The following is a 17,696-nucleotide window of genomic DNA, read 5'->3' on the forward strand; positions in this document are numbered from 1 at the left end:
GCAGTGCTTCTGATCGCCCTCAGGCTGGTGTTCGGATCAGACTTCCTTGCCCGGGGTCTTCGGGGCTTGGCCGGGCTGCGCGCGGTGGCGGCCGGTGCCGGGCTGGTCGCCGGACTGGGTGCCTTGTTCGGCGCCCTCGGCGCGGTTGCCGGGCGGGGCGATCCCGGTGAGGGCCGCGGACATCGCCTGGGAGGCCTCCACATCGCGGTTGGCCGGCGCGCCCTGCTGCGGGCCGCTCTGCTGGTTGGCGTACGCCGCCTGGACGAACGCCGCGAGCTCGGCGGCCTTGGCGGGCTGCTGGCTCTCGGGGGCGGTGAAGTACTCGGCGGCCTTCTGCGCGAGCAGGGTCTCGCGCTTCTGCAGCTTCTGGTCCGGCGAGGTGAGCTGGCCGCGGGCGGTCGGGTCCATCCGGTTCGCGGCCAGACCCGCCAGTACGGCGCTCGCCCGGGCGGCGCCCTTGCTGATCTGGTGGTTCACCGCGGTCGACGCCTTGTTGTAGTTCTCCGAGGCCCAGGCCGCGCCCGCCGCGTAGGTCTTGTCCGCCCACGCGTCGATCGGGGCGAGCTTCTCGTCGATCTTGTCGGCGATCGGCTGCAGCTTCTGGTCGAGCCACTGGTCGGCCCGGTTCGCCTGAACCTCGGCGTACTGGCCGGCGGCGCTCAGGCCCTCGCGGCCCTTCGACCAGGCCCAGCGGCCGGTCGCGGCGAGCCCACGGCCCGCGGCGGCGAGCCCGCGGCCGGTCGCCCGTACGGTCGCCATCGTGGCGTCGCGCGCCAGGCCGAGCGCGGTGTCGCGGGCCTGGGTGACGGCCTCTCGCGTCGGCATGCTCAGCCCGGAGGACTCGGCGCGGTGCCGGCCGCCCTGCGACTGCTCCGGCGGGGTGAGCGCGCGGTCGGTGCGGGTGAGCCGCTGCGCGAGCTGGCTGAGCCGGGTCATCGTGTTCCGGACGACGCGGATCCCGCGCGCGACGTTGTTCACGATCGCCATCGCGGCCGCGCCCGCACGGATCACGCCGCGCAGCGCCTGCTGCTCCCGCGGGTTCAGCGCGGCCAGCTTCTCCGCGGCGTCCTTCGCGTCACCGGGCGTCCACGGCTGCAACCCCTGTCCCTCGTTCGGTGTGCTCATCGGATCTCCTAGTCGATGTAGACCGCGTAGTTGACGCCCACCGCCGGAGTCAGCGGGTCTTTGGTCGGCTTGTTGCTGAACAGGTGCAGCTGCGCGCCCGGCCGGGCCCAGACGGCCAGGTGCCGCCGGTCCGCGCCCGCGCCCGGGCCCCACCCGTCCAGGAAGTCGGGGCTGGACTCGTCACCGACGTAGTCCGGCTCGCCCCAGTGCTTGCGGGCCAGCGCGAGATGGTCCGGCCAGTGCGCGTCGAGGCCGTCCTCGGCGTCGGCGATGTCGTCCGGCCCGATCTGGTACGCCGACCAGCCGGAGTTGCGGCAGTCCGCGAAGACCAGGCCGTCGAACACGATCATCGTCGTACCGCGCCGGGTGGTGAACCCCCAGGACGCCGCCGACTCGTCGATCGTCTCGCCCGGCTCCAGGTCCCACGGCGCCCAGCCGGTCGCGGCCATCACGCGGTTGACCAGCGCGGTCACCACAGCCGGCCCGGTGTCGTCGCTGTCCGGCCCGGCGACGGCGGTCCAGTCCCGCACCTCGGCGAGGTCGGCCATCGCCAGGTCGTCCTCGTCCAGCGGCCTGTCCTGCGTGTTCATCCCGGATCCCTTTCGCTCAACGAGGAAAATTTAGGTGCATTCCGGGGTCAACGCACAGCGTTGTCCACAGGCAGGCCGGACTGCACCTGACGGCAAAGTTGTCCACAGCACCGATGGCACGATTCGGGAACGGATAGAACCACGCCGTACATTGGTTCGGTGGACATGAACCAGCCCTACGGCTTCGAGACGCTTGCCATTCACGCCGGGAACGAGCCTGACCCGACCACCGGTTCGGTGGTGCCGCCGATCTACGCGACCAGCACCTACAAGCAGGACGGTGTCGGCGGGCTGCGGAACGGCTACGAGTACTCCCGGTCGGCGAACCCGACCCGGAGCGCGCTCGAGGAGTGTCTGGCCGCGATCGAGGGCGGCAAGCGCGGGTTCGCGTTCGCCAGCGGGCTGGCCGCCGAGGACACGCTGATCCGGTCGCTGTGCGTGCCCGGTGACCACGTGGTCTTCCCCGACGACGCGTACGGCGGCACCTTCCGGCTGTTCTCCAAGGTGCTCGGGAACTGGGGGGTCGAGATGACCCCAGCCGCGGTCACGCACCCGGAGGCGATCCGGGCCGCGATCCGCCCCGGCAAGACCAAGGTGGTCTGGCTGGAGACCCCGACCAACCCGCTGCTGAACGTCGCCGACATCGCGATCGTCGCGCAGATCGCCCACGACGCCGGCGCGCTGCTGGTCGTCGACAACACCTTCGCCTCGCCGTACCTGCAGCAGCCGCTGGAGCTCGGCGCCGACGTGGTCGTGCACTCGACCACGAAGTACATGGGCGGTCACTCCGACGTCGTCGGCGGTGCGCTGATCGTGCGCGACGCCGAGCTGGCGGACAAGATCGCGTTCCACCAGAACGCGATCGGTGCTGTCGCGGGGCCGTTCGACGCGTGGCTGGTGCTGCGCGGGATCAAGACGCTCGGTGTACGGATGGACCGGCACAGCGACAACGCGGAGAAGGTCGTGGAGTTTCTGCAGCGGCACTCGGCGGTGACCTCGGTGCTGTACCCGGGCGTCGAGGGTCACCCGGGGCACGACACGGCGGCGAAGCAGATGAAGCGGTACGGCGGGATCGTGTCGTTCCGGGTCACCGGTGGCGAGCAGCACGCGCTGGACATCTGCAACAAGGCGGAGGTGTTCACGCTGGGTGAGTCGCTGGGTGGTGTCGAGTCGCTGATCGAACACCCGGGGAAGATGACGCATGCCTCGGTCGCTGGTACGCCGCTGGAGGTGCCGGCGGATCTGATCCGGCTGAGCGTCGGGATCGAGACCGTCGACGACCTGCTGCAGGATCTTGACCGCGCCATGGGGTGATTTGCTGAATGCCGCGCGACCCGTTGCCTTGCTGGTGGCGGGTCGCGTTGGTGTTTCTGCGCTGGGTTGAGGTCGGCGGGGATGCGGCCGGGGAGGTTGCGGGGGCTGAGGCCGCGGCGGCCGGAGAAAGCGGAAGGTGGTAGAGGCCGTGGGGTCGTGGGTGGCGTGGCGCGTTGTTGGTGAGGGGCGGTAGTTGGCGTGGGTTTGCTGGTGGCGGTGGATTTCGGGTCGACGTTCACCAAGGCGATTGCTGTGGACGCTGGGTCTGGGGAGCTTGTCGGGCGGGCTGAGCATCGGACGACTGTTGAGACCGACGTGCTGGATGGGTGGTTTGCTTGCCGGGAGCAGTTGGTTGCGGTTGATCGGGGAGTGGAGCGGGCTGAGGTGTTGGCTTGTTCGTCGGCTGGGGGTGGGCTGCGGATTGCTGTGGTGGGGAACGAGGAGCTGGTTACTGCTGAGGCTGGGCGGCGGGTTGCCTTGTCCAGTGGCGGGCGGGTGGTGGCGGTTGTCAGTGGGGGGCTGACTGCCTCGTCGGTGAAGGCGCTCAGGGGGGAGAAGCCTGATGTGGTGTTGTTGCTGGGCGGGACCGACGGGGGGAACTCGGCGGTGCTGACCGGCGCGGCGGGGGTGCTGGCGAAGTACAAGTGGCGGAAGCCGGTGGTTGCTGCGGGCAACGTCGAGGCGCGGGACGAGGTTGCTGGGCTGCTCGCTGACGGTGGGGTGCCGGCGGTGCTGGCGGACAACGTGGTGCCGGAGATCGGGGTGTTCGCGCCGGACTCGGCGCGGGCGGCGATCCGGGAGATGTTCCTGGCGCACGTGATCGGCGGGAAGAACCTGTCGAAGGATCCGGCGTTCGCGCGGATGGTGCGGGCGGCTACGCCTGACGTCGTACTGCGGGGTGTCGAGGTGCTGGCGGGGTTGCACGGGGATGTCGCGGTGGTGGACATCGGCGGGGCGACCACCGACGTGCACTCGGTGATCGAGCTCGACCCGGAGGACGCCAACCTGGGGCGTGAGGTCGTCGCGACGCATCCGGTGACGCGGACGGTCGAGGGGGATCTCGGGATGCGGTGGAGTGCGGTTCCGGTGGTGGAGGCCGGTGTGGAGGCCGGGCTGCTGGAAGAGTCACCAACTCTGCAGCAAGCAGCGAGTAGAAGGCACGAGGATCCGGCGTACCTGCCGGACAGCGAGCAGGAGGCGGCGTACGACGAGCAGTTGGCGACCATCGCGGCGACCGTCGCCCTCCGGCGGCATGCGGGGCGGCAGCGGGTCGTGTTCAGCTCGGGTGGGCGGGTGATCGAGCGGTCGGGGAAGGACCTGCGGGAGGTCGACCTGCTGGTCGGGTCCGGGGGAGTGCTGCGGCACAACGGGCCCGAGGTGGCCGAGCGGATCCTCGGAGCGGTCGGGCGCAACGCGCAGGAGGAGGGTTGGCTGGTCCCGACGACAGCCAAGGTCTGTGTCGACAAGGACTACGTGCTCGCGGGCGTGGGGCTGCTCGCCGAGGTGGATCCGGTGGCTGCCGAGGGACTGGCGCGCGGGATCGGCGCCGAGCTACATGGATCGGTCGCCACCGGGCACTAGGGTCAGGGACGAACCCTGGGGAGGTGCCATGAGCGAACCGGACAAGCCGGAGCAGGAGCGGTCCGACGTACCGGAGGTGGGTCGGGACGAGCCGAGTCCGGTCGCCGACAACGACGTCGCCGAGGGGGTCAGCGACACCGTCGTACCGGGCCCGGCGGAGGACCATCTGGTGGTCGCGTCGAGTCGTGGCGCGGTGGACACCGGGGTGACGCCGGGGATGCAGATCGCCAGCGCCTGGGCGTGGCGGTTCCTGGTCGTGGTCGCGGCGGTGCTCGTGATCGCGTACGCGATGCGCTACCTGTCCGAGGTCGTCGTCCCGGTGACCGTCGGGATCCTGCTCACCGCGCTGCTGATCCCGATCACCAACGCGCTGCAGAAGGCGAAGCTCGCCCGCGGGCCCGCGGCCGGGATCACGGTGATCTTCACGATCGTGCTCGTGGCCGGCCTGCTGACGCTGGTCGGGACGCAGATCGCGACCCAGTTCGAGAACCTGTCGACCCAGGTCGGCGAGGGTGTTCAGAAGCTGCGCGACCTGGCCCGGATCAACCTGAACGTCACGGACGCCGACATCACCGACGCGCTCAACCGGCTGCGCGACACCGTGATGTCCGGCGGCGCGATCGGTCAGCGGGCCGCAGAGGTCGGTACGACGGCCACGCACGTCGTCGCGGGCCTGTTCATCGCGCTGTTCTCGCTGTTCTTCTTCCTGTACCAGGGTGAGCAGATCTGGGCCTGGCTGGTCCGGCTGTTCCCGCGCCAGGCCCGCGAGAAGGCGGACTCGTCCGGCCGCAAGGCGTGGGTCTCGCTGACCGCGTTCGTGCGCGCGACGATCATCGTCGCGGCGGTGGACGCGATCGGTATCGCGCTCGGTGCGGCGATCCTCGGCCTGCCGCTGGTGAGCGCGATCGGGATCCTGGTCTTCGTCGGCGCCTTCGTCCCGGTCGTGGGCGCGCTGGTCAGCGGCATCGTCGCCGTCCTGGTCGCGCTCGTTGCCAAGGGCCCGCTGGTCGCGATCATCATGCTCGCGGTGGTGATCGGTGTGCAGCAGCTGGAGGCGCACGTCCTGCAGCCGTTCCTGCTCGGCCGCGCGGTGAGCGTGCACCCGCTGGCCGTCATCCTGTCGATCGCGACCGGCGTCGTGGTCGCGGGCATCGTCGGCGCGCTGATCGCCGTACCGACAGCGGCGGTCCTGAACACGATCGTGAACCACCTCGCGGGCAACGACGTCGACCCGGAACCACCACGACCGCTGCCACGAAGACCACGGCGTCCACCGGCGACCGACACGGTCTGACCAAAGACGAGAACAGCCGCCCCCGGGAGTCCCCGGGGGCGGCTGCTTTTCGTCGTACGGGTCAGTGCATGGCGGCGGCTGCGGAGGCCTCGAGGTTCGGCTCCTCGCCGTCCTTCGGGGCGTCGTCGCGGCCGGCCAGGCGCTGCTCCGGGGTGATGATCGCGACCACCAGGGCGATCGCGAGGAACGGCAGCGAGACCAGGAAGACGTCGCCCATCGCCTCGACCAGACCGAGCAGGGCCCAGCCCTTCATCGGCTCCTTCAGCGCGTGCAGGGCCTGGACGCTGTTGGCCGCCTTGGCCAGCATGCCGACCATGTTCTGCGCCGAGCTCGGGACGATGTCGCCGAGGTGGTCGGTGAGCCGGCTGGTCAGCACCGCGCCGTACACGGCCGTACCGATCGCGCCACCCATCGAGCGGAAGAACGTCATCGTCGAGGTCGCGGTGCCCATGTGCTTGCGGGGCACGCTGTTCTGCGCGGCGGTGACGGTGATCTGCATCGACAGGCCCAGGCCGGAACCCATCACGAACATGTAGATCGCGAGCTGCCAGTACGGCGTGCTCATGCTCAGCGTGGACAGCAGCACCATCGCGCCGCCGACCAGGACCGCGGAGATGATCGGGTAGATCTTGTACCGGCCGGTCCGGCTCATCAGCTGACCGCTCGGGATCGAGGCGCTGAAGATGCCGACGATCATCGGCAGCAGCGCCAGGCCCGACCGGGTCGGCGACAGGTCCTTGACCGCCTGCAGGTACAGCGGCAGGAAGATCAGCGCACCGAACATCGCGAAACCGAGCAGGAACGCGAACCCGGCGTACCCGGAGAAGATCCGGCCCTTGAACAGGTCCATCGGGATGATCGGCTCGGCGACCCGCAGCTCGACGAAGACGAAGGCGACGGCGAGCACGACGGCCGCGACCAGCAGGCCGATCGTGGTGGCCGAACCCCAGCCGTTGTCCGGGCCGCTCCAGGAGACGGCCAGCAGCAGCGTGGTGACCGCGGCGGTGACCACAGCGGCGCCCAGGTAGTCGATCTTGTGCGAACGCTTCACGTGCGGCAGCTTCAGCACCGCGCCGACGATGCCCAGGGCAACCAGGCCGATCGGCAGGTTGATCCAGAAGATCCAGCGCCAGCCCGGACCGTCGGTGAGCAGACCGCCGAGCAGCGGGCCGGCCACCGAGGAGAGGCCGAAGACGGCACCGAAGTACCCCATGTACTTACCGCGCTCGCGCGGCGGGATCACGTCGCCGATGGTGGCGAAGGCCAGCGACATCAGGCCACCGGCGCCGAGGCCCTGGACGGCCCGGAAGCCGATCAGCATCTCGATGTTCTGCGCCAGCGCGGCCAGCACGGAGCCGGCCAGGAAGGTGACGATCGCCGCGATGAACAGCGGGCGGCGGCCGTACAGGTCGGAGATCTTGCCCCACAGCGGGGTGGAGGCGGTCGAGGTCAGCAGGTACGCCGTGACCACCCAGGACAGCTTGTCCAGGCTGTTGAACTCGCTGACGATCTGCGGCAGCGCGGTCCCGACGATGCTCTGGTCGAGCGCGGCCAGGAACATGCCGGCCATCAGGCCGCCGAGGACGACCAGGATCTGCTTGTGGGACAGGTAGCTCGGGGTGTTCGGATCGGGCGGGGCGCCGCCGCTGACGGCGGGCTCGGTGGTGCTCATCTGGTGCTCTCCACGTTCTGTTCGGTGTTCAGTCGCGCGGCGGCGGCCCAGCCCTTGTCGGCCCAGGACTTGTCGTCGCGTGCGTCGGTGAGGTTCGCGACGCCGTCGGCGAACCGCGTCATCAACTGCTCGAAGTTCTTGATGTCCTGCTCGGACCAGCCCTCCATGGCCTGGGTGAGCAGCGCCATCCGGCGGCGCGCGTTCTCCTCCCAGGAGGCCGTGCCCTCGGCGGTCAGCTCGACCCGGAAGGCGCGGCCGTCGTCGGGGTCGGCCGAGCGCTGGACCAGCCCGGCCTGCTCCAGCGAGCGAACGTGCCGGCTGGCGGTGGAGGCGTCGATCTCCATCTTGTTGGCCAGGTCGGACAGCCGCAGCGCGCCGTTGCACCGCAGGACGAAGAGCACCAGGTGGGCGCTCTGGTCGAGCGAGTCACCGGGCTGCTTGGCCTTCAGCCGCCGCCCGATCCGGGTGAACGCGTGCAGGACCCCCTCGACCGGGGTCTGCGGGGCGTACCCGTCATTTACATGCATGGTGCAAGCATATACATGCATGCGTGATGCATGCAAATGAGTTTCCTAAGATGTTCCGAGAATCGCCAATGATTAACCGCCCGTAGTCTGGCGGTCACCGAACGGATTGGGGACGGGCATGCAGAGGATCGCGGTGGTCACCGGCGGTGGGTCCGGGCTCGGGCGGGAGATGGCGCTGGCGCTGGCCGCGGCCGGGTTCCAGGTGACCGTGACCGGGCGGACCGAGGCCAAGCTGCGCGAGACCGCGGCGGCGGCCGAGGAGATCGACGCGGTCGGGGATGCCGGGGTCGGCGAGGTCCGGACGGCGGTGCTCGACGTGATCGACGGCGCGGCGGTCCGGGAGTTCTTCGCGAGCCTGTCGCGGATCGACGTCCTGGTGAACAACGCCGGGACCGGGATGCCGGCGGCGCCGGTCGAGGAGGTCGGCGAGGACGACTGGCGGGCCGTCGTCGACACCAACCTGACCGGGTCGTTCCTGTGCGCCCAGGCGGCGTTCGCGCTGATGCTGCGGCAGGACCCCAAGGGCGGCCGCATCATCAACAACGGCTCGATCTCGGCTCACGTCCCGAGGCCGCACGCCATCGCGTACACGGCGTCCAAGCACGCGGTCAGCGGCCTGACCAAGGGTCTCGAGCTCGAAGGCCGCTCGCACGGCATCACCGCCGGCCAGATCGACATCGGCAACGCCGCCACCGCGATGACCGAGCGGATGGAGCAGGGCGCGTTGCAGCCCGACGGCTCGACCGCGGTCGAGCCGACCTTCGACCCGCGGATCGTCGCGGACTTCGTGGCGCGGGTCGCGCTGCTGCCGACGTCGGTCGCCGTACCGACGCTGACGGTGATGGCCGCCGGCATGCCGTACGCCGGCCGCGGCTAGCGACCGGCGTACCGGCTTCAGCTGATCCGGTTGACCTGCGAGGCCCCGGCCGGGCAGAGCACGAGCAGACAGCTGTCGACCTTGACGTCGTCGATCACCGGGCCCCAGGCCTGCAGTGACGTGCTGGCGAACTCCAGCGTTGCCGTGCTGTTCAACAGGTTGGTGAAGTAGAAGGTGCGGTAGGTCCAGCCCATGTTCGCGTTGGACTTGCCGGTGACGTCGAAGGTGAACGTGTCGACCTCCTGCGCGTTCACCGACACGCGGCCGGACTTGAGGGTCGGCGGGCCTTCGGTGTTGCCGGCCAGCGCGTACGTCACCTTGTACGTCGTCAGCAGCTGCGTCGGGAACGAGCGCGCGACCGCGCCCGGGCTGGAGCTGTTCAGGTCGAGGGACTGACGGCCTTCGGCGTCCTGCCAGTCGGTGGTCAGGTCGACGCCTCCGGACGTCACGGTCCAGCCGTCGAGCTGCTGGCCGGTGCCGAAGCCTTTGAACTCGACGGTCAGGCGAGGTGTCTCGAAGCCGCTGGCGACGATCGATGCGGCGGACGCGGGTGACGCGGTCAGGGCGACGAGGGCGGTGCTGAGGGCGAGCAGGAACGACGTACGACGGAACTTCACGAGGCCTCCCCAGGCAGAACGGACGGACGGGTCCTAACAGTCAGTGTGCGGTCACCCTCCGCGATCGGCGCGGCGGACGGCGTGGGGGGCAAATCGACAAGAAGTTTGTCGGCGGCGGCGTCTAGGGTCTGCAGGGTGAGTGAGCAGCGGGAGTCCCTGGTCCACGCGCGTGGGCTGACCAAGGCGTACGGCGGGTTCGAGGCGGTGCGCGGGATCGACCTGGACGTGCTGCGGGGCGAGGCGTTCGGGTTCCTCGGGCCGAACGGGGCGGGCAAGTCCTCGACGATGCGGATGATCGGCGCGGTCTCGCCGGTCAGCGGTGGTGAGCTGCGGATCCTCGGGATGGACCCGGCGGCCGACGGGCCGGCGATCCGGGCCCGGCTCGGGGTCTGCCCGCAGGACGACACGCTCGACACCGAGCTGTCCGTGCACGAGAACCTGACCGTCTACGGCCGGTACTTCGGGCTCAGCCGCGCCGACTGCCGGGAGCGCGCCGACGAGCTGCTGGAGTTCGTCGCGCTGACCGACAAGGCCAAGGTGAAGGTCGACGAGCTGTCCGGCGGGATGAAGCGGCGGCTGACGATCGCCCGGTCCCTGGTCAGCAAGCCCGACCTGCTGCTGCTCGACGAGCCGACCACCGGCCTCGACCCGCAGGCCCGGCACCTGCTGTGGGACAAGCTGTTCCGGCTCAAGCAGGCCGGGGTCACGCTCATCATCACCACGCACTACATGGACGAGGCCGAGCAGCTGTGCGACCGGCTGGTCGTGATGGACGCCGGCCTGATCGCCGCCGAGGGCTCGCCGTCCGAGCTGATCCGGGACTACTCGACCCGTGAGGTGACCGAGCTGCGGTTCGGGCCCGAGGTGATGTCGTCCGACCACGACGCGCTGGCCGGGAAGGTCGAGGACCTCGCGCAGCGGATCGAGGTGCTCCCCGACCGGCTGCTGCTCTACACCGACGACGGTGAGCGCGCGGTCGCGGCGGTGCACGAGCGTGGGCTGCAGCCGGCCGCCGTACTGGTGCGGCGGTCGACGCTCGAGGACGTGTTCCTGCGGCTGACCGGCCGGACGCTGGTCGACTGATGAGCGTCGTCGTGGAGAACGGCCGCCGTCAGTTCGACTACTGGGCGACGGTCTACAAACGGACCTGGAAGGGCAGCCTGGTCAGCAGCTTCCTGCTGCCACTGCTCTACCTGGCCGCGATGGGAATCGGGCTCGGCTCGTTCGTCGACGACAACGGGTCCGGCGCGCTCGGTGGGATCAGCTACCTGCAGTTCATCGCGCCCGGTCTGCTCGCCGCGACCGCGCTGCAGATCGCGGTCGGCGAGTCGACGTACCCGGTGATGGGCGGGATCAAGTGGCAGAAGTTCTACTTCTCGATGATCGCGACCCCGCTGCGGCCGGCCGACGTGATGTACGGGCAGCTGGCGTTCGTCGGCTTCCGGGTGCTGACCACCTGCACGGTGTTCCTGGTGGTGATCGCGGCGTTCGGCGGGCTGGCGACGGCGTGGGGGCTGTTCGCGCTGCCGGTCGCGTTGCTGGTCGGGATGGCGGCGTCCGCGCCGGTCTGCGCGGTCGCGACCCGGCTGGAGAACGACTCCGGCTTCGCGATGATCTTCCGGTTCGGCGTCGTGCCGGCGTTCCTGTTCTCGGGCGCCTTCTTCCCGGTCTCCCAACTGCCGAACTGGATCGAGTGGCTGGCCTACCTGAGCCCGTTGTGGCACGGCGTCGAGCTGTCGCGTGACCTGAGCCTGGGCACGGTCGACCCGCTGGCCGCGCTCGGCAACTTGGCCTACCTGGCGGCGTGGTTCGTCGTCGGTACGTGGTTCGCGGTCCGCGGCCTGACCCGGAGGTTGATCAGCTGATGGCCACTCTCACCGCGCGCGTGCTGCCGCTGCCGGTCCGCCTCGGCAGCGGCCGGCATCTGGTCGAGCGCAACTTCCTGGTCTACAAGCGGTCCTGGGTCGTGTTCGTGTCCGGCTTCTTCGAGCCGGTCTTCTACCTGCTCTCGATCGGCATCGGCGTCGCGCAACTGGTCGGCGACTTCACGCTGGCCGACGGTACGGCGATCGGGTACGCCGCGTTCGTGGCGCCCGCGATGCTGGCCAGCTCGGCGATGAACGGCGCGATCTTCGACTCGACGTACAACATCTTCTTCCGGATGAAGTACGCCCGGCTGTACGACTCGATGCTGGCGACGCCGCTGCGGCCGTGGGACGTCGCGACCGGCGAGGTGACCTGGGCGCTGCTGCGCGGCGCCTGCTACTCGGCGGCGTTCATCGTGGTGATGCTGATCATGGGCCTGGTCGAGTCGTGGTGGGCGCTGCTGGCGCTGCCGGCCTCGGTCCTGATCGGGTACGCGTTCGCCGGTGCCGGGATGGCGATGACGACGTTCATGCGCAGCTGGCAGGACTTCGAGTTCGTCCAGCTGGCGACGATGCCGATGTTCCTGTTCTCGGCGACGTTCTACCCGATCGAGACCTACCCCGGCGCGATCCGCTGGCTGGTCGAGATCACCCCGCTGTACCAGGGCGTCGCGCTGGAACGCGCGCTGACCACCGGCACGGTGAGCTGGACCCTGCTGATCAACGCGCTCTACCTGATCGCGATGGGCACCGCAGGGATGTACGTCGCCTCCCGGCGCCTGGGGAAGCTGCTGCTGAAGTAGGCGGGCTCGCTCACCAGTCCAGGTGCTGCGTGCCCAAGCGGTCGGCGTACCAAGCGCGGATCGCCTCGACGGTCTCCGCGGGCAGCGGGTTGGCGACCGCGTCGATGCTGGTCTCCAGGTGGTCGACCGAGCGGGTGCCGGGGATGACCGTCGAGACACCGTCGTTCGCGAGCAGGAACTGCACCGCCGCGTCGACCAGGCTGACACCCGGCGGCAGCAGCTCGCGCAGCTCGTCGACCAGGCCGGCGCGCAGCGCAACGTCCTCGGCGGACCAGCGCGACCGGACGTCGTCGAACGTGCTGGTGGCGTCGTACCGGCCGGAGAGCCAGCCGGACTCCAGCGGGACCTTGACGATCACGCCGACGCCGTGGGCGGGCGCCTCGGTGACGCTCGGCCAGGTCTCCTGGAAGAGCGCGGACATCCGGACCTCGGCAGCCTGCGAGTCGGTGGCCAGGACCGTGCGGACGTCGGCGTCCCAGTCGACCGATGCGCCGAACGCACGGATCATCCCCTTGTCCCGCAGGGTTTCCAGGGCGGCGTAGTGCTCGGCACTGGTCAGCACCTCCGGCGGCGGGCTGTGCAGGACGACCACGTCGATGTGCTCGACGCCCATCCGGCGCGCGCTGCCCTCGACCGACGTCGCGATCGCGTCGACCGACCAGTCGGTGCGCCCGTCGTGCGTCGGGCCGACCTTGGTGCAGAGCACGACCTGCTCGCGCGGGACGCTCTGCAGCGCCGTACCGACGTTGAGCTCGCTCTGCCCGTCGGCGTACGCCGGGGCGGTGTCGATGAAGTTGATCCCGGCATCCAGTGCGGAGTGCACGATCCGGACCGCCTCGTCCGGGTCCGGCCCGGTCGGCCAGCTCGACGACCGGCCGAGCTGCCACGCCCCCAGCCCGATGGTGCTGACGTCGATACCGGAGGAGCCGAGCGGGCGCATCTGCAGGGTCATACGGCCAACCTATCCGGGCCGCTCGCCGGTCGCGATCTTGCGCAGCCACCAGACGCCGCCGGAGCGCATCGACGCGCGGCTCGGGCCGCTGAGGCTGTCGACCAGGTGCAGGTAGGTGACCGCCTGGTGGAGGGCGCCGATCTGGTTCGCCAGCTCGAGTGCGCGGCGCAGTGCAGGCATCGGCGCGTAGTCGAGCCACTCGGTGAGATAAGCGTCCAGCACCTGCGGATCGCGCGAGTGCGGTGACCGGCCCTCGACGAAGGTGACGAGATCGAGGAACGGGTGCGCGAGGCACGCGTCGGTCCAGTCGAAGGCGAGTGCCCGGCCGTCCCGTACGGCGATGTTCCGCGGATGGAGATCGCCGTGCAGGAGCGTCTCCGGTACGCCGATGGCCGCGAGCTCGGCGATCGCTTCGCGCAGCGCGGGGCCGCGGGTGGCGAGCTGGTCGCGTTCGGCGGGAGTGAGGTCGGCGGTCAGCTCGTTCGCGCCGAGCACGTCGTCGATCGCCGCCTCGAGCTGGTCGAGGCGGCGGTCGGTGCAGCTCATCGCGAGCAGGGCGTCGGGGGAGTCGACGTAGCTGCGCTGGAGCTGGGCGTGGGTGCGGATCGCCGTCGACCACTGGTCGAGGTCGTCCTGGATCGCGAGCGGTTCGCCGAGGTCGGGGAGCAGCATCCAAGCGCGCTTCTCGTCGACGGTGAGCGGCTCGACGACGAGACCGGGGCGTTCGGCGGACAGGCGCTGGAGGAAGGCGGGCTCGTGGGCGAAGAGCAGCGGGCGGGCGTCGGCGTGGTCGGGGACGACGGTCGAGGAGTGCGTGATCGCCTTGAAATAAGCGTCTTCCGGCACCCGGAAGACGTTGGAGAGGCCCCAGGAGCGGACCTGCTGCAGCGGTCCGGTGCGCTGGACCTGCTCGTCGATCCAGGCCAGCGCCTCGTCGTACCACTCGGGGCGGGTCCACGGAGGAAGCAGCGGCGATCCGGCGGGCCGGGCGAGGAGCTTGCCCGCGGCCGTGACCAGCGGGTGGTCCAGGCCGGAGACCCAGCGGGCGCCGGCCGGAATGTTGCCTTCGGCCACCATCAGGTAGTCCGGGCCTTCCGCGTCGAGGCATTCGAGGACCACCGCCTCGATTCCGAGCTGCTCGCGGAACGCGCGCACCACGCGATCGACGTCGGGGAACCAGACCTCCTCCGGCAGTTCGACCCGGGGCAGTCCGGTGGGCAGAACGAGCACAGCTTCGTCGCCCGGGCGGATGACCACGGCGGTCATGGTCGCCGGCGATCGACCGCTCTCCGGCTTCGCCGTCGCACCGGTGTGGTCACTGCCTGCTGCACTCATCGCGGAATCCTAGGGCCCCGGCGCCTCCTGGTGAACCCGATTTCATCTGCTACTTTTATTCGGAGAGAGTATCTCCGTTTAGAGGACGGCAACGATGGCAGAGACCGTGCTGGTGACGGGCGGGACCGGGTACGTGGCCGGCTGGTGCATCGTCACGCTGCTGGAGCGTGGGTACGACGTCCGGACGACCGTGCGCAGCCTGGTCAAGGGCGACGCGGTCCGCGAGGCGGTGAGCGCCGCCGTGGATCCCGGTGAGCGGCTCGGGTTCGCGGTCGCCGACCTGATGTCCGACGACGGCTGGGCAGACGCGATGAAGGGCGTCGACCACGTCCTGCACGTCGCGTCCCCGCTCGGTGACGGCGGTTCGAACGACCCGGACGCGCTGATCGTCCCGGCGCGCGAGGGTGCGCTGCGCGTGCTTCGCGCGGCGACCGCCGAAGGCGTCCAGCGGGTGGTGATGACGTCGGCGGCCAACGCGGCCTCACCCGCGTCGTACGGGACCGAGGGTGTCACCGACGAGACACTGTGGACGGTCGACGACCCGAAGCTCCCGGCGTACCGGCGGTCGAAGACCCTGGCGGAGAAGGCGGTCTGGGACTTCATGGCCGCGTACGACGGTCCGACGCGGCTCACCACGGTGCTGCCGGGCGCGGTGTTCGGGCCGATCCTGACGCCGGCCAATCTCGGCTCGGTGGAGATCATCGCCCGGATGGTCCGGGGCGCGATGCCCGGTGTGCCGCGGATCGGGCTCGAGGTGGTCGACGTCCGGGATCTGGCCGACCTGCACGTCCGGGCGATGGTCGCGCCCGAGGCCGCCGGTGAGCGGTTCCTGGGGACCGGCGAGTTCGTCTGGATGCGCGACATCGCGCGGGTGCTGAAGGACGGGCTGGGGGAGCGCGGCGCGAAGGTCTCGACCCGGCAGTTGCCGGACTTCCTGGTCCGGCTGGCGGCGATCCGGGACCAGCAACTACGGTCGATCACCATGTCGCTCGGACGCCGCAACCGGCACACCACCGCGAAGGCGCAGCGCGTCCTGGGCTGGACGCCGCGCCCGGCCGCCGAGACCGTGCTGGGCTGCGCGGAGAGCCTGATCGAGCACGAGGCGCTGTGATGAGCCGAGCCGAGCCGATTGACCGGAGCGCGCTGTGATGGTTCGGGCCGACGCCGCGCGCAACCGCGCCAAGCTGGTTGCTGCGGCGCGGGAGGTGTTCGCCGAGCGCGGGTTCGGGGCGACGCTCGACGACATCGCCCGGCACGCGGGCGTCGGCACCGGTACGGCGTACCGGCATTTCCCGAACAAGCAGGCGATCGCCGCCGAGGTGCTCGCCGACGCGACCAGCGCGATCGCGCGGGACGCGCGCGACGCGCTCGCGGTCGAGGACCCGTGGGAAGGGCTGGTGCTGTTCTTCGAGCGGAACGCGGTGCGGCAGGTCGCCGATCGCGGGCTGTACGAGACGCTCACCGGACAGGGCAACGACCAGGAGCAGGCCCGGATCTGGCCGCAGGTCTTCGAAGCGGTGACCGAGCTGTTCGAGCGCGCCCGCGCCGCCGGCGTGGTCCGGCCGGACGCCGCGCCACAGGATGTCGCCGCGATCTTCGCCCTGCTCGGCCCGGCGTTCGAGATGAGCCGCAGCACGTCGGAGGACCTTTGGCGCCGCTACCTCGCGCTGATGCTGGACGGCCTGCGCCCGAACGGCCAGGCGCCGTTCCCGGTCCCACCGCCGCCGCTCGACCAGCTCGACGTGATCCTGTCCGCGGGAAAACACCGCCAGAAACAAGCCCGCTCTGGTTAGTGTGGGCTGGTGAGCATCACAGCGGCGGAGATTGCCCGGGCAGCGGATCTGCTGCACGACGTCGTGGCGCCGACGCCGCTGGAGTACTCGCGGTGGTTGAGCGACCTGGTCGGCGGTGACGTCTTCCTGAAGTGCGAGAACCTGCAGCGGACCGGCTCGTTCAAGCTGCGCGGCGCGTACGTGCGGATGGCGCGGCTGTCGAAGCAGGAGAAGGCGCGCGGTGTGGTCGCGGCCAGCGCCGGGAACCACGCGCAGGGCGTCGCGCTCGCGGCGCAGCTGCTCGGGATCAAGGCGACCGTCTTCATGCCGTACGGCGCTCCGATCCCGAAGGAGAACGCGACCCGCGCGTACGGCGCGGAGATCCGCTTCGTCGGGACGTCGATCGACGACTGCCTGCGCGCCGCGCGCGAGTTCGAGGCGGAGACCGGAGCGGTGCTGATCCACCCGTTCGACCACCCGGACATCGTCGCCGGGCAGGCGACCGCTGGGCTGGAGATCGTCGAGCAGTGCCCGCAGGTGCGGACCGTCGTCGTACCGACCGGTGGTGGTGGGCTGATCGCGGGGATCGCGTCGGCGATGCAGCGCGACGGGATGCCGATCGGCGTCGTCGGGGTGCAGGCGAAGGGCGCCGCGGCGTACCCGGCCTCGCTGCTGGCCGGCGAGCCGGTCGCGCTGGAGCGGATGAGCACGATGGCCGACGGGATCGCGGTCGGGCTGCCCGGTCAGGTGCCGTTCGCGGCGATCCAGGCGTACGTCGACGAGGTGCTCACGGTCGGCGAGGACTCGTTGTCCAAGGCCCTCTTGCTGGTGCTCGAGCGCGCGAAGCTGGTGGTCGAGCCCGCGGGCGCGGCCGCGGTCGCCGCCGTACTGGACGATCCGAAGCGGTTCAAGCCACCGGTCGTCGTGGTCCTGTCCGGTGGCAACATCGATCCGGTGCTGCTGATGCGCGTGCTGCGGCACGGTATGGCGGCCGCCGGTCGCTACCTGTCGCTGCGGGTGCGGATCCCGGACACCCCCGGCGGTCTGGCCACGCTGCTGACCCGGCTGGCCGAGGTCGAGGCGAACCTGATCGAGGTCCTGCACGAACGCATCTCCGAGACCCTCGACCTGGACGAGGTCGAGGTCGCGCTGCAGCTGGAGACCCGGGGTGAGGAGCACCGGATGCGGGTATTGAACAGCCTGAGCGCCAACGGATACACCTACACCTTGAACTGAGGAGCAACGGCATGTCTGACGATTCCCCGCCTACTGCGCGGCACTCGGCACGGCACCTCGGAGCACTGGAGAAAAGCCCACGATGGAAGAACATCGAGGGCTTCCCTCCAGCACTCCGAGCTACCGCACCGAGCAC

At 70.3% G+C, this 17,696-nt stretch carries 17 protein-coding genes; 10 read left to right on the top strand and 7 right to left on the bottom strand.

What is annotated here, in order from left to right; genetic code table 11:
• Positions 1-36: 36 nt before the first annotated feature.
• Both ACZ6Z4_RS23420 and ACZ6Z4_RS23425 read right to left on the bottom strand, forming a co-directional pair.
• Positions 37-1,125, bottom strand: a complete 1,089-nt coding sequence (locus tag ACZ6Z4_RS23420) for a hypothetical protein (protein WP_465568245.1) — start codon at positions 1,123-1,125, stop codon at positions 37-39.
• Between the two features lie 8 nt (positions 1,126-1,133).
• Positions 1,134-1,715 (bottom strand): hypothetical protein, encoded by a 582-nt coding sequence (locus tag ACZ6Z4_RS23425; RefSeq protein WP_465568248.1) that lies wholly within the window; start codon positions 1,713-1,715, stop codon positions 1,134-1,136.
• Positions 1,716-1,880: 165 nt separating this feature from the next.
• Between ACZ6Z4_RS23425 and ACZ6Z4_RS23430 the strand changes: the two genes are divergently transcribed.
• From ACZ6Z4_RS23430 to ACZ6Z4_RS23440, 3 genes are all read left to right on the top strand, one after another.
• The gene (locus ACZ6Z4_RS23430; protein ID WP_465569260.1) at positions 1,881-3,029 is read left to right on the top strand and encodes a cystathionine gamma-synthase; all 1,149 of its coding nucleotides are present in this window, start codon (positions 1,881-1,883) and stop codon (positions 3,027-3,029) included.
• Positions 3,030-3,245: 216 nt separating this feature from the next.
• On the top strand, positions 3,246-4,610 hold the full coding sequence (locus ACZ6Z4_RS23435) for a glutamate mutase L (protein WP_465569262.1): 1,365 nt from the start codon (positions 3,246-3,248) through the stop codon (positions 4,608-4,610).
• Between the two features lie 28 nt (positions 4,611-4,638).
• Positions 4,639-5,904, top strand: coding sequence for an AI-2E family transporter (locus ACZ6Z4_RS23440; protein ID WP_465568251.1), 1,266 nt, complete (start codon positions 4,639-4,641; stop codon positions 5,902-5,904).
• A 61-nt stretch (positions 5,905-5,965) separates the two neighbouring features.
• On the opposite strand, the gene ACZ6Z4_RS23445 is transcribed toward ACZ6Z4_RS23440, so the two are convergent.
• Together ACZ6Z4_RS23445 and ACZ6Z4_RS23450 are read right to left on the bottom strand one after the other, a co-directional pair.
• Positions 5,966-7,576, bottom strand: a complete 1,611-nt coding sequence (locus ACZ6Z4_RS23445) for an MDR family MFS transporter (protein WP_465568254.1) — start codon at positions 7,574-7,576, stop codon at positions 5,966-5,968.
• A complete protein-coding gene (locus ACZ6Z4_RS23450; protein WP_465568257.1) occupies positions 7,573-8,103 on the bottom strand; it encodes a MarR family winged helix-turn-helix transcriptional regulator in 531 nt (176 codons plus the stop codon). The genes ACZ6Z4_RS23445 and ACZ6Z4_RS23450 overlap by 4 nt, the downstream gene beginning before the upstream one ends.
• A 118-nt stretch (positions 8,104-8,221) precedes the next feature.
• On the opposite strand from ACZ6Z4_RS23450, the gene ACZ6Z4_RS23455 reads away from it, so the two are divergent.
• Positions 8,222-8,980, top strand: a complete 759-nt coding sequence (locus ACZ6Z4_RS23455; RefSeq protein WP_465568260.1) for an SDR family oxidoreductase — start codon at positions 8,222-8,224, stop codon at positions 8,978-8,980.
• A gap of 17 nt (positions 8,981-8,997) precedes the next feature.
• Here the strand turns inward: ACZ6Z4_RS23455 and ACZ6Z4_RS23460 are convergent, their stop codons facing one another.
• The gene (locus ACZ6Z4_RS23460; protein WP_465568263.1) at positions 8,998-9,597 is read right to left on the bottom strand and encodes a choice-of-anchor C family protein; all 600 of its coding nucleotides are present in this window, start codon (positions 9,595-9,597) and stop codon (positions 8,998-9,000) included.
• Positions 9,598-9,732: 135 nt separating this feature from the next.
• Here ACZ6Z4_RS23460 and ACZ6Z4_RS23465 point away from each other — a divergent pair, with 135 nt between their 5' ends.
• The 3 genes from ACZ6Z4_RS23465 to ACZ6Z4_RS23475 are packed head-to-tail and all read left to right on the top strand — an operon-like array spanning position 9,733 to position 12,265.
• Complete coding sequence (locus tag ACZ6Z4_RS23465; protein WP_465568266.1) at positions 9,733-10,680, top strand: ABC transporter ATP-binding protein; 948 nt, start codon at positions 9,733-9,735, stop codon at positions 10,678-10,680.
• Positions 10,680-11,462, top strand: coding sequence for an ABC transporter permease (locus ACZ6Z4_RS23470; protein WP_363665390.1), 783 nt, complete (start codon positions 10,680-10,682; stop codon positions 11,460-11,462). The genes ACZ6Z4_RS23465 and ACZ6Z4_RS23470 overlap by 1 nt, the downstream gene beginning before the upstream one ends.
• Complete coding sequence (locus tag ACZ6Z4_RS23475) at positions 11,462-12,265, top strand: ABC transporter permease (protein ID WP_465568270.1); 804 nt, start codon at positions 11,462-11,464, stop codon at positions 12,263-12,265. The genes ACZ6Z4_RS23470 and ACZ6Z4_RS23475 overlap by 1 nt, the downstream gene beginning before the upstream one ends.
• Before the next feature lie 10 nt (positions 12,266-12,275).
• Here the strand turns inward: ACZ6Z4_RS23475 and ACZ6Z4_RS23480 are convergent, their stop codons facing one another.
• On the bottom strand, positions 12,276-13,217 hold the full coding sequence (locus ACZ6Z4_RS23480; RefSeq protein WP_465568273.1) for an aldo/keto reductase: 942 nt from the start codon (positions 13,215-13,217) through the stop codon (positions 12,276-12,278).
• Between the two features lie 9 nt (positions 13,218-13,226).
• Positions 13,227-14,552, bottom strand: coding sequence for an aminoglycoside phosphotransferase family protein (locus ACZ6Z4_RS23485; protein ID WP_465568276.1), 1,326 nt, complete (start codon positions 14,550-14,552; stop codon positions 13,227-13,229).
• A 94-nt stretch (positions 14,553-14,646) separates the two neighbouring features.
• Between ACZ6Z4_RS23485 and ACZ6Z4_RS23490 the strand changes: the two genes are divergently transcribed.
• Genes ACZ6Z4_RS23490 through ilvA form a run of 3 tightly spaced genes read left to right on the top strand, consistent with a single transcriptional unit; the run spans position 14,647 to position 17,560 of the window.
• Positions 14,647-15,663 (top strand): NAD-dependent epimerase/dehydratase family protein, encoded by a 1,017-nt coding sequence (locus tag ACZ6Z4_RS23490; protein ID WP_465568278.1) that lies wholly within the window; start codon positions 14,647-14,649, stop codon positions 15,661-15,663.
• A 37-nt stretch (positions 15,664-15,700) separates the two neighbouring features.
• On the top strand, positions 15,701-16,345 hold the full coding sequence (locus ACZ6Z4_RS23495) for a TetR/AcrR family transcriptional regulator (RefSeq protein WP_465569264.1): 645 nt from the start codon (positions 15,701-15,703) through the stop codon (positions 16,343-16,345).
• A gap of 9 nt (positions 16,346-16,354) precedes the next feature.
• The gene (gene ilvA / locus ACZ6Z4_RS23500) at positions 16,355-17,560 is read left to right on the top strand and encodes a threonine ammonia-lyase (RefSeq protein WP_465568281.1); all 1,206 of its coding nucleotides are present in this window, start codon (positions 16,355-16,357) and stop codon (positions 17,558-17,560) included.
• The last annotated feature ends 136 nt before the right edge of the window (positions 17,561-17,696 follow it).

Source organism: Kribbella sp. NPDC104740 (genome assembly GCF_055583505.1).

Coding starts and splice junctions, on each gene's coding strand:
- ACZ6Z4_RS23420 (WP_465568245.1), bottom strand. CDS start 1,125: ATGAGCACACCGAACGAGGGACAGGGGTTGCAGCCGTGGACGCCCGGT.
- ACZ6Z4_RS23425 (WP_465568248.1), bottom strand. CDS start 1,715: ATGAACACGCAGGACAGGCCGCTGGACGAGGACGACCTGGCGATGGCC.
- ACZ6Z4_RS23430 (WP_465569260.1), top strand. CDS start 1,881: ATGAACCAGCCCTACGGCTTCGAGACGCTTGCCATTCACGCCGGGAAC.
- ACZ6Z4_RS23440 (WP_465568251.1), top strand. CDS start 4,639: ATGAGCGAACCGGACAAGCCGGAGCAGGAGCGGTCCGACGTACCGGAG.
- ACZ6Z4_RS23445 (WP_465568254.1), bottom strand. CDS start 7,576: ATGAGCACCACCGAGCCCGCCGTCAGCGGCGGCGCCCCGCCCGATCCG.
- ACZ6Z4_RS23450 (WP_465568257.1), bottom strand. CDS start 8,103: ATGCATGTAAATGACGGGTACGCCCCGCAGACCCCGGTCGAGGGGGTC.
- ACZ6Z4_RS23455 (WP_465568260.1), top strand. CDS start 8,222: ATGCAGAGGATCGCGGTGGTCACCGGCGGTGGGTCCGGGCTCGGGCGG.
- ACZ6Z4_RS23470 (WP_363665390.1), top strand. CDS start 10,680: ATGAGCGTCGTCGTGGAGAACGGCCGCCGTCAGTTCGACTACTGGGCG.
- ACZ6Z4_RS23475 (WP_465568270.1), top strand. CDS start 11,462: ATGGCCACTCTCACCGCGCGCGTGCTGCCGCTGCCGGTCCGCCTCGGC.
- ACZ6Z4_RS23480 (WP_465568273.1), bottom strand. CDS start 13,217: ATGACCCTGCAGATGCGCCCGCTCGGCTCCTCCGGTATCGACGTCAGC.
- ACZ6Z4_RS23485 (WP_465568276.1), bottom strand. CDS start 14,552: ATGAGTGCAGCAGGCAGTGACCACACCGGTGCGACGGCGAAGCCGGAG.
- ACZ6Z4_RS23490 (WP_465568278.1), top strand. CDS start 14,647: ATGGCAGAGACCGTGCTGGTGACGGGCGGGACCGGGTACGTGGCCGGC.
- ACZ6Z4_RS23495 (WP_465569264.1), top strand. CDS start 15,701: ATGGTTCGGGCCGACGCCGCGCGCAACCGCGCCAAGCTGGTTGCTGCG.